This is a genomic window from Kroppenstedtia sanguinis (assembly GCF_050433445.1).
In the GTDB taxonomy this organism is placed as follows: Bacteria; Bacillota; Bacilli; order Thermoactinomycetales; family DSM-45169; genus Kroppenstedtia; species Kroppenstedtia sanguinis.
Genome location: NZ_JBNPXF010000024.1, coordinates 38750 through 53887, shown reverse-complemented (window position 1 = coordinate 53887; position 15138 = coordinate 38750). Strand labels below are relative to the sequence as shown.

General features: G+C 53.5%; 16 protein-coding genes. All 16 read right to left on the bottom strand.

What is annotated here, in order from left to right; all coding sequences use genetic code 11:
- Positions 1–437: 437 nt before the first annotated feature.
- Complete coding sequence (locus tag JOD24_RS13450; protein ID WP_380163106.1) at positions 438–1088, bottom strand: DUF1405 domain-containing protein; 651 nt, start codon at positions 1086–1088, stop codon at positions 438–440.
- A gap of 75 nt (positions 1089–1163) precedes the next feature.
- Positions 1164–1964, bottom strand: a complete 801-nt coding sequence (locus JOD24_RS13445; protein WP_380163105.1) for a menaquinol-cytochrome c reductase cytochrome b/c subunit — start codon at positions 1962–1964, stop codon at positions 1164–1166.
- A gap of 24 nt (positions 1965–1988) precedes the next feature.
- Entirely contained in the window at positions 1989–2660 is a 672-nt protein-coding gene (gene qcrB, locus JOD24_RS13440; protein ID WP_380163104.1) for a menaquinol-cytochrome c reductase cytochrome b subunit, read from the bottom strand.
- Between the two features lie 2 nt (positions 2661–2662).
- A complete protein-coding gene (locus tag JOD24_RS13435) occupies positions 2663–3151 on the bottom strand; it encodes a Rieske (2Fe-2S) protein (RefSeq protein ID WP_380163327.1) in 489 nt (162 codons plus the stop codon).
- Between the two features lie 206 nt (positions 3152–3357).
- Positions 3358–3801 carry a DUF2487 family protein gene (locus tag JOD24_RS13430; protein WP_380163103.1) on the bottom strand — a complete coding sequence of 148 codons (444 nt, stop codon included), beginning with the start codon at positions 3799–3801 and terminating at the stop codon, positions 3358–3360.
- Between the two features lie 66 nt (positions 3802–3867).
- Positions 3868–4419 carry a ReoY family proteolytic degradation factor gene (locus JOD24_RS13425; RefSeq protein WP_429247083.1) on the bottom strand — a complete coding sequence of 184 codons (552 nt, stop codon included), beginning with the start codon at positions 4417–4419 and terminating at the stop codon, positions 3868–3870.
- Between the two features lie 130 nt (positions 4420–4549).
- Positions 4550–5677, bottom strand: coding sequence for a hypothetical protein (locus JOD24_RS13420; protein ID WP_429247082.1), 1128 nt, complete (start codon positions 5675–5677; stop codon positions 4550–4552).
- 707 nt (positions 5678–6384) lie between these two features.
- A complete protein-coding gene (locus JOD24_RS13415; protein WP_380163100.1) occupies positions 6385–6888 on the bottom strand; it encodes a hypothetical protein in 504 nt (167 codons plus the stop codon).
- A gap of 174 nt (positions 6889–7062) precedes the next feature.
- Positions 7063–8343, bottom strand: a complete 1281-nt coding sequence (gene aroA / locus JOD24_RS13410) for a 3-phosphoshikimate 1-carboxyvinyltransferase (RefSeq protein ID WP_380166178.1) — start codon at positions 8341–8343, stop codon at positions 7063–7065.
- A 20-nt stretch (positions 8344–8363) separates the two neighbouring features.
- Positions 8364–9470, bottom strand: coding sequence for a prephenate dehydrogenase (locus JOD24_RS13405; protein WP_429247081.1), 1107 nt, complete (start codon positions 9468–9470; stop codon positions 8364–8366).
- A gap of 4 nt (positions 9471–9474) precedes the next feature.
- Positions 9475–10578: a histidinol-phosphate transaminase gene (gene hisC / locus JOD24_RS13400; RefSeq protein WP_429247080.1), complete on the bottom strand. Its 1104-nt coding sequence runs from the start codon at positions 10576–10578 to the stop codon at positions 9475–9477.
- A 93-nt stretch (positions 10579–10671) separates the two neighbouring features.
- On the bottom strand, positions 10672–11490 hold the full coding sequence (gene trpA / locus JOD24_RS13395) for a tryptophan synthase subunit alpha (protein WP_429247079.1): 819 nt from the start codon (positions 11488–11490) through the stop codon (positions 10672–10674).
- The gene (gene trpB, locus JOD24_RS13390) at positions 11490–12698 is read right to left on the bottom strand and encodes a tryptophan synthase subunit beta (protein ID WP_380166020.1); all 1209 of its coding nucleotides are present in this window, start codon (positions 12696–12698) and stop codon (positions 11490–11492) included. Before trpB ends, trpA begins: the two co-directional genes overlap by 1 nt.
- The gene (locus JOD24_RS13385) at positions 12679–13338 is read right to left on the bottom strand and encodes a phosphoribosylanthranilate isomerase (protein ID WP_380166022.1); all 660 of its coding nucleotides are present in this window, start codon (positions 13336–13338) and stop codon (positions 12679–12681) included. Before JOD24_RS13385 ends, trpB begins: the two co-directional genes overlap by 20 nt.
- The gene (trpC, locus tag JOD24_RS13380; RefSeq protein WP_429247078.1) at positions 13335–14120 is read right to left on the bottom strand and encodes an indole-3-glycerol phosphate synthase TrpC; all 786 of its coding nucleotides are present in this window, start codon (positions 14118–14120) and stop codon (positions 13335–13337) included. The genes JOD24_RS13385 and trpC overlap by 4 nt, the downstream gene beginning before the upstream one ends.
- Complete coding sequence (trpD, locus tag JOD24_RS13375; protein ID WP_429247077.1) at positions 14110–15135, bottom strand: anthranilate phosphoribosyltransferase; 1026 nt, start codon at positions 15133–15135, stop codon at positions 14110–14112. The genes trpC and trpD overlap by 11 nt, the downstream gene beginning before the upstream one ends.
- Between the last annotated feature and the right edge of the window lie 3 nt (positions 15136–15138).

Sequence of the window (15138 nt, the reverse complement as noted above, 5' to 3'; positions counted from 1 at the left end):
TTGAATGTTTGCCCTTTTTTCGCCATAAGAAAATCCCCTCCGGCAGTTCAGTGCTTTTGTCCATCTTACCAGATGGACTTTTTTCACTGTCTACCTCAAGGGGATAATACCAGGTCACAAAAAATCCGATTCCGTTCCGTTCATCACCGTAACCACAGCCCCAGCTATTGTTACGGACAGTTTCCTCTGCCTGATTATTTAGACGAAATCGAGAATTTTTCCATCCAATTGAAAAATATTATTCAATTTTCTATTGTCTCTACCCATCGGACACTTTTTCCCTTGTCCAAAAAAGACGACTGTTTCTTCAGCCGTCGTTAACCGTGATATCTAAACCTTTATCCCGAGCAGCAGGCCAAGCTAATCGGAAGAATCCATCGACTCCTGCAACCCTTGAAATCAGGCCAACACCTCCCCGGTTGCCGGCCAAAACCCTCTTATTTTCTCTTGAACCAGAGCGGAAGCTCTGCTTTACGTTCCGGTCTGGGCGGGAAAACCAGCCAGATGAATAGCAGCAGACTGATCAGACTCAGGCTGAGGGTGAATCCTGCCACGACAGACTCGGTTCCCGCCATGGACAAGGGGAGCCAGGGATGGATGCCTACACTGTAATCCAAGATATCATTCAATAAGATCCATGCTCCAACCCAGAGAATCTCCCTCCGGCGGAAAGTAAAAAAGCGGCTGTAGAGTACACCTTCCAAGGCCATTCCCAAATGGGAAGCCATCAACATCCAGTCCGTCCACACCAAGGATTCAAAAAAGGGTTGATCCGACAAAGCCGCCCCAGCCCAGATCATGGCCACTGCCCAGATCCCATACTTAAACAGGGTGACACCGGCAAAAGCTTCCCAGAAGGGGCTCCGCCTGTTGAAAAGATAGAAGAGCAGAACCAAAGTGAAAGCTGCACTCGCCGTGGGACTGTCAGGCACAAAGGGGAGCCAGTAAACAGGCGTGGCTGCCAATTGATTTTTGTACCAATAGTACCCGTAAATCGAGCCGAGAAAATTGACTGCCAAGAGGGTGCCCAGAAACCAACGCCGATCCAGTTGATGGATAAACCATTCCCACCACCATCGATTACGCAAATAATTCCCTCCAATCCAGGTGGATAAAAAGACCTGACCCACGCCGGGGTCAGGTCTTCATGGGGGAGATTCCCCTTATTGTTCGTCTTTCTCTTTGGGTGGGTACTGGTCAGCCAGCCATTCAGCCAGTTGTCGTTTTTCCTGTTCATTTCCTTGGAACATCCCAGCCGGCATCTGGCCTTTCCCCTCATCCATGATATCCATGATCTGCTCCGGAGTATAAGCTCCTCCGATTCCTGTCAGAGCAGGACCTTGCAGACCCTCCAGCTTCTGTCCGTGACAGTTGACACAAGCATTGTTCTTGTAAATTTCATAGGCAGGATCCTGTGGATCCACGATTTTAGCATTCTCACTGGAACCTTTCGGCTGAGCTGCCAATTGCTTTTCGTGTTCATCCCAGGCTACCCAAGTCAAGACCACAATCGCAACCAGTGCCAAGATAGCGATCCCTGTCGTGGCAGGCCGTTTCATAGGGCGACGATCCTTTCCACGGTCCAACCAAGGGGCAAGAACCAATCCTCCAACCATCAAGCCCGGGATCACCACTGTTCCCAGGACGACAAAGGGACCGGATGCCCACTTAAATTTCAACAATTCATACAGGAATAGAAAGTACCAATCGGGTATCGGGAGGAAGCCGGTGTTGGTTGGATCGGCCTGATCGCCCAACGGCGGTTCTTCCGCCATAACCAGGGCCAAGAATCCAATCAAGACGACGACTCCCACCATCCATTCCTTCAAGAGGAAGTTCGGAAAGAAAGCCTCTGTTTTGCCGGGAAACTCGGAGTAGTCTTTGGGAAGCAGTTTCTCCTCCCGGACTCGGACCCGTGAATCACCGACGTAATGTACTTTACCGTTATCGTCCTTTTGTGCCATATGTTATCCCCCCTTACCTTCGGCTTATAGCGGCCCCGAAATCCCTTGTCTCCGAATCAGGATGAAGTGGGCAGCCATCAGGCCCAACAGAGCGGCGGGGAGGAAGAAGACGTGTAAGGCAAAAAAGCGGGCCAGAGTCTGAGCTCCGACGATCTCTCCCCCCTGCAGGAATGTGGCGATGGCGTCCCCGATAAAAGGAACGCTGGCTGCGATTTCAATCCCTACCTTGGTGGCGAAGTAAGCTTTGTTATCCCAAGGCAGAAGATAGCCCGTAAATCCGAGACCTACTACCACCCCGAACAAACCGAGGCCGATCAGCCAGTTGAATTCACGGGGATGTTTGTAGGCACCCGTAAAGAACACCCGCAAGGTATGCAGGAACAACATCACGATGGAAACACTGGCACCCCAGTGGTGCATTCCGCGAACAATCTGGCCAAATGCAATCTCGTTTTGGAGATAATCGACACTTTTCCAGGCGTTCTCAATGTCCGGAACATAGTACATCGTCAGGAACATTCCAGACAAAATTTGAATCACCACAATAAAAAAGGTCAACCCGCCAAAGCAGTAGATAAATGCCGAGAAGTGATGAGCCGGGTTCACATGTTCCGGAACCTCATGATCTGCAATATCTCGCCACATCGGGGTGATGTCCAGTCGTTTGTCTAACCACTCATATGCTGCTTTCAGCATAATCAGGCACCTCCCCGCTTAGTAATGGGCCCCAGAAGAAGCCTTCCGTTTTCCACTTTGTAGGCGTAAGTATCCAGGGGTTCATTGGGAGGTGTTCCGGGAACATTCACCCCGTCTTTGGTGTAAAGACCACCGTGGCAAGGGCAATAAAATTGGTTCATATGTCCTCCGCCTTCCCACTTCACCGTGCACCCCAAATGCTTGCAGACCGGAGAGAGGGCTAAGATCTCTGCACCGTGTTTTGCCACCCAGGCCGTCGCTTTTTCCCCGCCCTCTTTCATGTACCAGCCATCTTTCTGCTTGATGCGAAATTCCACTGATTTCGGTCTGTTGCTAAACTCATCCACCGGCCCAACATCCACATACTTCGTATCCGTCCCTTTTTGCAGAAGCGGATCCACAGCAAAGCGAATCATCGGGAACAGTACACCGGAAGCGAGAAAACCGCCGGTACTCGCAATCGTGTAAGTCAAAAACCGTCGGCGTGACATCCCCGGCTTTTGCTCGTCCGGCTTTTGTTGCTTGCTCTTCTTTTCGCTCACGACTCTTCCGACCTCCCTCTATACGGCATAACGTCCAACCGGACCGGAACCTATGGATTACTAGGACATAACCATGATAGCCAACCCGTTTGAGCAATGTCAAGGACAGGCCGGAATCAAGGGATCGATACTACTTTTTCCTGAAATCCTTCAGATCATTCCTGTGAGTTTTCATTCCAACGTGTCACAATCTCATCGCTCATTTTCATAGCCAGTTCCTCCGGCTCCAACTCCGTTTCCCCAGAGAGGAACAACCCTTCCCACTCCCCTTCGGTTTCAGAATCGAGCCAAGTGCGGTAGGCTTCCGGAGCGAGCAAAAAGAAATGACGGAAATCCCCTTTCACTTCCTCCGTCACACGCTCCACGTACCGAAGCAATAAACCAGGATCCGCCGTGGTATATGGAATTGCCGGCAACAACAGCAATCGTCCGGTCAATTCCCTTTCCACCTGGGCGGCCACCTTCCGAACCCGTCCCGCTTCTTCTAGTAAATCGGGTTCTTTTCCTGTGAACCGGACCCGGTAAAGCGGTAGAAGGAGTGTGTCTACATAAGGGGCCCACCGGATCCAATCTTCATGATCCAGGCTGGATAGCCGCATCGCCACCCCTCCCTGATTAAATTTAAACAATGAAAAGCCCGGCATCTGCCGGACATTATATAGGAGTTATCTTTCCTTTTCCACGATTTTTAACCATTGTTCGGTTAATTGTAAGAATTGCTCTTCGTCCCCTGCCTCCAACGCTTCATCGATCCGCTGGTACAGATCCTTTTTTCTAAACTCCCTGACCGATTCATCGAGGATCATCTCCGCCATCAGACCGAATAGGATATCCTGTACAAGGTCTTGTCTCTCCATCGGATTACCCTCCAATACGGCGGCATATTCCGGACAGGTAGCTTGATCTTTGAAACAAAGACTAACATAGAGATCCTCAGTTTTGTTTGTACGGAGATCGTAAAACGCCGACTCCACATCTGCACTCACCCGTTGATTTTTCATGAACTTAAAGGGGGTCATTCGTATGCAACGAGTGGAAATCAGGAGTGTCTTCGGCAAATGGCACAGACTATCCACAAAATGGGTTCGTTTGAGAAGCTGATCTTCGGAGCAAAGATAATTCAATAACCAGGCCGCTTCCCGTTTTTGCAATTCATAACAGCTCAAAAACCACTGGATAAACTCTTTCTTTTCCGAGACCGTTACACATTCGCCCATCTCCATCCCCCCATTCAGGATAGGATTAAATACGAAGATGATAGTTGTGGTATCTGAATACTATGTGAGTGGCTTTTGTCTTTATTCCACAAACTGATCGACATTTCCTCCTACATGGACTATTTTGCCCCTAGGTTTGAACTTCTAAAAACTTTGCCTCCAGCTCCTGATCGACAAATCCGGAGACTCCCGAAACCCATCGGTGTCCGGTAACATTCATCTGCAACACCTGCTCTCCGGAAGACATCTCCCCGATTCGGACCAATCCCAGATGCAACATCAGTTGCAAGATTCGTTTAAATAAGCTCTCTCCTGTCTCATAATAATAAGTGTTCAACCAATCCCCCACCACTTTTTTCACCTCTTGGGATCGATACCAACCTCCCTGAGCCAATAGGTCGATCCACTTGACAATGACGGCAATTCGCGGGATCGGTTTCCGGTACAGGCGAAGCCAGAAGCGATACATTTCCCTCCCTTCCTCCCCCGCTAGGGGGTGATTATGGATCTTCCCCATTCCCAATTCACTTAAACGGAGCACACCCATCGTCTCATCCTCCAAGATATATCCCTTGTAATAGGCGTAGTCATACAAAAGGGAGAATCGGTCGGGATATTGGTGATACCGACGACCAAATCCAAACCTCCACCCCCTTCCTTCCACCAGCTCTTCCTCCACATGGAAGGTTTTCAGGATTTGTCGCTGTTGTTGTCGATAAATCGCCCCATCCTGGGTCAGTCGGACCTCCTGTCGCGCCAAAAACCAAAGAAAACTGTGAAGATCCTCTACCAACAGCCCTTCTTCATCCCGATATACCGCCGGTTCACATGTCTCTTCCTGTCCCCGATACATTTCTGCAAAAAGGCGGAGATACCGTTGGCGCAGATCTTCTGGAACTTCGAACAACATGCGATTGCGCCCGGTAACACCGGGAAAAATCCACCCTTTGCGCAAACCGAGAATCCACAGATCCCGAGGTGACTCCTCCCCCTCATCGACTGCAGCCCGCCCCTTTCCCAAGAGATCCTCCCTGCTGAACAGCTTGCGGCTATCAAAACAGAGCAGCTGCAAAAAGCGGAACTGGGCAGGAGTCAGTGAATCCAACTCTCCCCGTAAGCGGGAAGAGCCTCCAAGGTGGTATAAAAGAGACGTGATCAAACCGTTTTTCGAATGATTCTCCTGCTCACATCCATAGTGGGAAGCCATCCGTTTCAGATGATCGATATCCGCATAGGTGAGCAAATCCGCAAAATTCATCTGGAGAACTCCTTTGGTATTGTAACTTTTTCCTATGCTTAGATTACCTGTTTGGCGCCCTGATCATACATTTCCAAGGGATCCCCTTTCTCAGTAGAGCACAGGTTCCTGGGGAATCTGTCATGTCTTTAGACTGAGGTTTGTTATACAAACTTGTTTACAATTTTCAAAAGTCTCCATAAAAAAAAGCCTCAACCTCGGCCCCATATCTTCATCACAAGAGGGCAGATGAAAGCAACTGCTTTGGCGCAGGAAGTCATAGGAGAAGTCGTCTAGATAGGTGGCGATCTAGATCGATCTTGAAATGGGGTTTTACCCAAGTTACTCCATGTGAAACCCCGCCCTACCTGCATCACTTGGAGGAGCGAAACAACCCTAGGCGCAACTCCCTGTGAACATAAAGCCTTTTTCACAATGCTTCCTAGAAACGTTGTGAAAAAGGCTTTACAGGAAAGATCCTTGGGTTGCAATTGTTCCCCTCCGGACTCGGCTCCTGATTTGAGAGAGAGTCCGGTCATTCAGTGACGATGTGAAGGGAGGGAGAGGGGGACCGGCGAATACGTATTTTTCATGCGAGTCCAACCCACCAGCAGGGGATGAGGCAAACATAGCCCCATAGCGGAAGTGACCCTAGCGAAATTGGTACCAATGGGTGAGAAACCCAAATAGGACAAATCGACACCCTCCATTTTATATTTAAATGAGAGTCACGGCTTCTCCCACACCTTTCTGCCAGAATTCATCTGTTGAGATCTCCCAGGCTTCCTCTCCGTCACCCGGATCTTCCTTCCCAAGAGAAACAACAGACAGGCGATTCCCCCCAGGGTTACAGGGTGAAAAGTCCAGCGGGCAGGATGGAACAGACGGAGACCATCCCCGATCAACCCACTCCAGGCATCGGTAAACGCCATCCCGGGAACTTCCGACCCAACGATGGGAACTAACAAAGGAAGATGAATCATCAGGAAAACCCCCAGGGAAGATCCTGCTTTCAGACCATGGTGATTCCAGGCGGAAGATCCCAAACCCACATATATAAAACAGGTGATCACCCCGATCACGAGCAGAATCCACTCCAACATCTGTGATGCGATGTCCGCCTGGGGGAACCACTGACTGATGAAAAAAGGGAACACCCACTCTTTCAATAGGATCACCGAGACGAGCACAAAAATCATTTCCACCGCCAGTGCACCCGCTCTTCCTTTCATCGCTCTCCCCTCCTGTTTCTACGCTTATGACAGGTTGGACAAAAAAAGAACCGCCCAAGTTGCGGACGATTCATATGGATAGGAGTGGAGAGAAACCATACTATATGTATAGTATAAATAAGCGAAGCGGGGCCGTCAACAGGTAATTGCAAATTTTCAGATTGGGGTGTCTCTTTATAGTTCCTCCAGCAGAGTTGAAAATCCTGGAAAAGAGATGCCGATGGCCTCAGCCTGGGTCACCGTGGTCCTCCCTGTGGCTAGCAATCCCGCCACCGCCATGGCCATCCCGATCCGATGATCCCCGTGACTGTCACAAGGGCCTCCGGTCAACGGAGTTTTCCCTTCGATCACTAGACCGTCCTCTGTCTCCTCCACCCGTGCCCCCAACTTTCGCAGTTCCTGAGCTGTGGCAGCGATTCGATTCGTCTCCTTCACCTTCAGCTCCGCCGCATCCCGGATAACGGTATGACCGGCTGCCTGGGTGGCAGCCACTGCCAATACCGGGATCTCATCGATCAGACGGGGAATCAACTCTCCTCCGATCTCTACTGCCGTCAAGGAACTGTGGGAAACTGTGATATCTCCCACAGGCTCTCCATTCCATTCCCCAGTTGGGTGGATCTCCAGCTCACCACCCATCCGTCGGAGTACATCTAAAATACCCGTCCGGGTGGGATTAAGACCCACGCCCCGGATCGTCAGCCGACTTCCTGGAACGAGTAGGGCCGCCACCAGCAGAAATGCCGCTGACGAAATATCTCCTGGAACCCGGACATCCCGAGCCTGCAAGACTTGTCCCCCCGCAACAGATACGCTACGAGGGGAATCTCGATCCACTTTGACTCCAAAAGCCCCCAGCATCCGTTCTGTGTGATCTCGGGACAAGGCTGGCTCCTCCACCCGGGTCACCCCTTTCCCCTGCAGCCCCGCTAACAGAAGCGAAGACTTGACCTGGGCGCTGGCCACCCGACTGCGGTGAATCATCCCCGTGAGATTTCCTCCCCGTACAGACAGCGGAGTAAATGAACCTTGGGAACGACCGTCCACCTGGGCCCCCATCAGCCGAAGGGGCTCCACCACCCGATTCATCGGGCGGCGTCCGATCGATTCATCTCCCAACACCGTAGCATGGAAAGGACGCCCTGCCAACACTCCCAGCATCAGACGGATCGTCGTTCCCGAATTCCCTACGTCCAATACCGTCTTCGGCTCCTGTAGTCCTTCCCAGCCCCGTCCCTCCACGATGAGCGACGTGGGACCTTTGCGATGGATGTTCACCCCCATTCGGCGAAAACATTCGATAGTACTGAGACAGTCCTTCCCAGGGAGAAAACCCTCCACCCGGCTTCTCCCTTCCGCGATAGCCCCAAACATCACCGCCCGGTGGGAAATTGATTTATCCCCCGGAACCCGGACTTCCCCCCGGAGATCCCTTCGTTCTTCAATCTGTAACACTTCCATAGCCACGCCTCCCTCTAATCCACATTCGGATCAAACACCTGGTAACTAGTCTCCTTCAGACATACCACCGCCTTTGTCAGTTCCTCTTCGTTGTCAAAGACCAGACGAAGCACTCCTGCTCGATCTTCACGATTTTCGATCACTCCGATATTCCGGAGATTGATTCCCTTCTCCGCCAACAGATAAGCCACCTGGGCGATTTCGCCGGGAGTGTCCGGCACATCCACAGTACATTCGTAATGGGGTGGGAGCGCCCCTCTGCGTCCTTCAGGAAGCCCTTCCCGGGACTCCTTCGCCTTGCGGAAAAAAGCTTCGATCGCCTGGGCATCTTGATCCTGGACAGCTCTTCGGATTCCTTCCATCTCCCGAGTCCAGTCCTCCAACAGTGCCAGCACACTCTCCCGGTTACTCAGCAGAATGTCCCGCCACATCACGGGATGGCTGGCGGCTACACGGGTTAAATCCCGAAAACCACCGGCAGCCAGACGATGAAACCATTCGTTGGAGGCATTATAGTCTGCTACCTGATTTACCAGAGAAGCCGCCACGATATGGGGAAGGTGGCTGATCGCCCCCACCACCCGATCATGATGTTCCGGGTTCATAATCACCAGCCGGGCCCGGGTGGCCTGCTCCAACAGCCGGCTGAGGCGTTGCACTTCCGGCAAGGGAGTCTCCGGTAACGGAGTCAACACATAATAGGCGTTTTCAAATAAGAGCGACTGTGCCGCCTGCACTCCGGAACGGTGAGACCCGGCCATTGGGTGACCTCCGATGAAAATGCCCCCAAGGTGGTTCAATCCAACAGCATAGCGAACGATCTCTCCCTTGGTACTGCCCACATCGGTGATAATGCAACCCCGCTTGAGCGGCAGATCCACCAACTGTTTCAATAGGCGGGGGGTAAACCCCACCGGAACGGCGAGAAAGATCACATCCGCATCCGCCACTGCCGATTCCAGATGCCTGTGCCCTTCATCAATCACCCCCGCTGCTTTCGCCAGCGCGACGGATTCTTCTGATGCGTCAAATCCGTGGACTGCCAGCGGGGTCCGTTCCTTCAAACAGAGAGCCAAGGAGCCCCCGATCAAGCCGATTCCCAACACCGCCGCTTTTTTCATCTTGTCATCCCCGTTCATCGAAGGGTTTTTCCAGACAGGCAGCCAATCCCTTCAAAAACAGCCGGTTCTGCTCTTCATTTCCAATCGTCACCCGAATGTACGTCGGATAGCCCGGAGCTACCCCCGCTCGAACGATAATCCCTTGCTTGAGGAGAGACTGATACACCTCGTCGCCAGACCGCCCCGTGTCGATCAACAGAAAATTCCCCTGGGTGGGAAAAGCGGACAGACCCCACTCCACCAGCTGAGCTTGTATTTGCTCGATTCCCTCCCGGTTGGCCTTTTGACAGCGTTGGATAAACTCCTGATCAGCGAGTGCTGCCCTAGCGGCCCGCTGGGCGATCCGGTTGGTGTTAAAGGGTTCCCTCACTTTGTTCAGCTCGCCTACGATCCCCTCCGAAGTGACACCATAGCCGATTCGAAAGGCAGCCAGACCATAGATTTTGGAAAAAGTACGCAACACCAACAATCGGGGATCTCGTGTCAACAATGATAAGGAATCTGGATAAGAAGGATCCTCCACATACTCAAAATAGGCCTCATCCACGACCACCAGCACATGTTCCGGCAACCGCTCCAGAAATGCCTCCAATTCCGCTCCGGAAACCATCGTTCCCGTTGGATTATTCGGATTGCAGATCCAAATCAGTCGGGTCCTTTCCGTCACCGCAGCGGCCATCCTATCCAGATTGTGCCTCCCTTCTTTCAAGGGGACCTCCACTGGAACTCCCCCTTCGATGACCGTCTGGGTTTTATATCTGGGGAAGGTGACATCAGCCATGATTGCTTCATCCCCTTGATCCAGATAAGCCCTAGCGATCATCTGCACAATCTCATCAGAGCCGTTCCCAAAAACCAGCCGCTGTGGAGCCACTCCAAGAGATTGAGCCAACTCCGCCCGCAATTGCGGCGCCTCTGCTTCCGGATACAAGGGAGTATGGAACTTCTCCTCTTGCAACGCTTCCCACACCTGGGGTGAGCATCCAAAGGGGTTTTCATTAGAGGCCAACTTCACCACCTCAGACAGCCCCAATTCCCGTTTCACTTCTTCCAGTGACTTTCCCGGTTGGTACACCGGCAGGCCCCGCAGGGCATCTTTTCCTTCCATCTAGATTCCTCTCTCCATTCTTTTTCTTTCTATCTTACAATACTGCGAGACAAAGAAAAATCCCGTGCCCGATGTGCACGGGATGGAAATGATTTAACCTTTAGGGGATGGAAGTGGAAATGCGGCCAAATCCCGGATCGACTCTCGGATCTCAGCCACAGCCTGCGCCTTGCGATTGCAATCCTGCAATCGATCCCCTTTAGCTGCGATGAGCCGGACCAAAGCACTTCCCACCACAGCTGCATCCGCATGATGGAGGAAATGTCGGACCTGCTCGGAACGGGAGATCCCAAATCCCACTGCGGTCGGCACGGGACTGTATTCCCGTACCGCATCCAGGAACGACTCCACCCCCGCAGAAAAGTGTTGCCGCATCCCCGTGGTTCCCATGGAGGAGACACAGTAGACAAACCCTCGGGCATCAGAGACAATGCGGCGGATTCGCTCCTGAGAAGTCGGGGCCACCAGCGGAATCAGATCCATCCCCCTCTCGCCGGCCAGTTGGGAAAACCTGCGCCCTTCCTCCCAAGGGAGATCCGGGATGATCATGCCGTTCAGACCCGAAAAGTAGGCCCTATCCACCAATGCCTCCTCACCGAAGCGGAAGATGGGATTGTAATAAGAAAAAAGAACCAGAGGCGTTGTCACCCCCATTTCCCGGGCTGTGCGGGCTAATTCCAGCACCCGGGTCAGTGTCACCCCTTGTGACAAGGCACGTTCTGAAGCGGACTGGATCACCGGGCCGTCGGCCAGTGGATCGGAATAAGGCACTCCCAACTCGATAGCGGTCACCTTTTCTTTATCCAACAATCGGATCACATCCAGCGTCACCTCCAAGGAGGGATCCCCCGCCGTAATAAAGGGGATCAGCGGAAGCCGTTCCTCGCTTTTAAAAGCTGCTTCAATTCTCATCACAATCCCTCCAGACCTTGCCGAATTGAATCCACATCCTTGTCGCCCCGTCCCGACAAGCAGATCACCACTAAGGAATCGGGATCCCCCTGCTGTGCCAGCTTGATCGCTTCGGCTACCGCATGAGCCGATTCCAGGGCCGGTAAAATTCCTTCCTTCCGGGAGAGCAGGCGGACCGCTTCCAAGGCTTCTCCATCCTCCGCCGTCGTGTAACGAACACGCCCCTTTTCCTTCAAATCAGCATGTTCCGGCCCCACTCCCGGATAATCCAGCCCCGCGGAGATTGAATGGGCGGGCAGGATCTGGCCATGTTCATCCTGTAGCAGGTAGGTGAGGGCACCGTGAATCACCCCCGGCGACCCCATCGTCAGCGAGGCTGCATGACGATGGCTGGAAATCCCCTCCCCTGCTGCCTCCACACCGTGTAGATGAACTGAAGGATCTTCCAGAAAGGCGGTAAACATCCCGATCGCATTGGAACCCCCTCCGACGCAGGCCACCACCTCATCAGGAAGACGCCCTTCCTTTTCCAGCACCTGACTTCGGGTTTCATCCCCGATCACCCGTTGAAAATGACGCACCATCTCCGGATAGGGGTGGGGACCTACCACCGATCCGATCAAGTAGAAGGTATCCTCTACGTGGGAGACCCAATGGCGGATCGCTTCATTGGTCGCATCTTTCAGGGTGCGGGTACCTGAGGTCACCGGGATCACCTCCGCCCCCAACAGCTCCATCCGAAACACATTCAGTTGCTGCCGGCGAACATCCTCCTCTCCCATGAACACTTTACACTCCATCCCCAGGAGAGCCGCTACCGTAGCTGAAGCTACACCATGCTGACCGGCACCAGTCTCTGCAATCAGCCTTCGCTTCCCCATCCGCCTGGCTAGCAACCCTTGTCCCAAGGTGTTGTTGATCTTATGGGCCCCGGTGTGGTTCAGATCTTCCCGCTTCAGGTAGATGCGGGCCCCACCCGCCCACTCTGTTAGTCCCTGTGCCAAAGTCAGCGGGGTTGGCCGTCCGGAGTACTCCTGCAGGAGCCTTTTCAACTCCTCTTGGAACTCGGCATCCGCCTGAGCAGACCGGAATCCGGCCTCCAATTCGGTCAGTGCCGTCATCAGCGTCTCAGGGACAAAGCGCCCCCCGAACTTGCCAAACCGGCCCAAAGAATCCGCCGATCGAGATTTAATGGTTTTGACGGTCATACTGCCTCACCCTCTCCACGAACTGACTGATTTTATTCCGATCTTTCCCACCCTTCATCTCCACCCCACCGGAAACATCCACGCCGTCGGGAGCATACTCCTGCAACAGCCTCTCCACATTGTCAGGAGAGAGCCCGCCTGCCACCCAAACCGGAAGCTCCCAGCGCCGCCAACGCTTTTTTTCATTCGGAATCCATTGCCAGGGGAAGCTCTTCCCCGTTCCCCCCCGCTTTTGGCCTGTGGAAGAATCCAATAGAACCGCATCGATATAAGGAGCATACTCCTCCCAAGAAACAGGCAAGCTTTCCCCCATGTGGAACACCTTCACCACGTGGACCTGCCCTTGCTCCTTCAGCCACTCGCAAAACTGCGGAGACTCCTCCCCGTGGAGCTGAATCAGATCCAGAGGAACCTGATCCAGTACAGACAACAACTCCTTCTGGGTCGGATTGATAAACACCCCTGCCTTCAGCACCCCCCGGGGAAGATGAGCCGCAATCGCCGCCCCCTCTTCAGGGGTCACCTGACGATGGCGGCCTGGGACGAAAATCAACCCGGCGGCGGTAACATCGAGACCCTCCAGCTTCTCGGCATCCTCTGGCGAGCGCAGCCCACACACTTTGACAAAAGTGGGACTCATGCTCGCACCCCTGTCGTTAAACTTTCTGCCGCTTCCCGGGGCGAAGCGTGACGCATCAGATATTCTCCTACCAAAATCCCATCTACTCCTGCCCGGGCCAAGCGTTGAAAATCTCTCCGTGAATGGACACCGCTCTCTCCAATCACTGGAATCGCAGCGGGAATTCGGTTTCGCAACCTCTCCGTCACTGACAGATCGGTCTCAAAGGTGTGCAGATTCCGATTATTGATCCCCAGCACATCGGGACCCGCCGCCAAGGTTCGTTCCAGCTCATCTTCCCCGTGAACTTCAGCCAGCACCTCCAACCCCAGTTCGTGGGCCTCCTGGACCAAGGTTCCCATCTTTTCCCCAGACAACAGGGCAGCGATCAACAGTACCGCATCCGACCCTGCCAAACGGCTCTCCACCAATTGCAAAGGATCTAGGATAAAATCTTTGCGCAGAATAGGAAGCCCCACCCTCTCTTTCACCTGGGTCAGAGAGGTTAGACTCCCTTTGAAATATGTCGCTTCCGTCAGCACCGAAACCGCCGCCGCCCCGCCGGCTTCATATTCTCGAGCTGTCATCACCGGATCCACATCGGGACGAATATCCCCTTTGGAAGGGGAAGCGGGTTTCACCTCGGCAATCAATCCCGGAGAGGAAGCCCTCTTCTCCAGAGCGGCCACCAGTGACCGGACCGGTGGCGACTGACGGGCCTCTCGATCTTCCCTCTCCCCCAAACGTTCCTTCAGCTCCTCAATCTCCTTTTTCTTCCCATCTACGATCTCTTCAAGAAACATGGGAAACCTCCTTTCCTCTCCCCACCACCATCTCCTCCAACTTGGCCAACGCCCGTCCCTCGTCCACCGTTTTCCTTGCGAGCTGGATGCCTTCTTGCAACCCTCCTGCCAGACCTGCAATGGTGAGTACTGCCCCGGTATTGGCCAGAACCACGTCTCGGCAGGGGCCCGGCTTTCCCTGGAAAATGTCGCGGATGATCCGGGCATTATCAACGGCATCTCCCCCAGACAAGGCCCCAGGAGAACACCGCTTCAAGCCTAGTTCCTCTGGGGAAACGCGATAGGTGCGAACGTGACCATCGCATACTTCACTGACCTGGGTTTCTTCCATCAGTGTAATCTCATCCACTCCATCTAGGCCAGCAACCACCATGGCCCGTTCCGTTCCCAAAGACAAGAGGACCCGGGCCAAAGTTTCCGTCAACCCTGGATCAAACACTCCCACCAGTTGTCGCCGAACCCCCGCCGGATTGGCCAGAGGTCCAGCCAAGTTGAAACAAGTACGAAAACCCAGTTCCTTCCGAATCGGCGACACTTGTTTCAGCGCCTTGTGAAACAAGGGGGCAAACAAAAAACAGATTCCGGTCTCCGCCAATGTCTGCTCCGCCTCTGCTGGCGAGAGTTGAATCCCCACGCCGAGAGCTTCCAAAACGTCAGCGCTGCCACTCTTTCCGGAAACCGCCCGATTTCCGTGTTTGGCTACCGACACCCCCGCGGCGGCGGCCACAATGGCAGCGGCAGTGGAAATATTAAAGGTTTTGCCCCCGTCCCCCCCCGTGCCGCAGGTATCTACCGCCTGGGGAGGGACCATGGAAAGTTGATGTGCTCGGGCTCGCATGGAAATCGCCAGCCCTACCAGCTCCTCCACCGTCTCGCCCTTGATCCGCAAAGCCGTCAATACGGCAGCCGCTTGCGCCGGCGGCAATTTCCCATCCATCATCGCCCCCATTAAAGTCTCTGACTCCGAACGATTCAAATCTTCTTTCGCCATCAGCTTCACTAAGCTCCGCTCCACTAT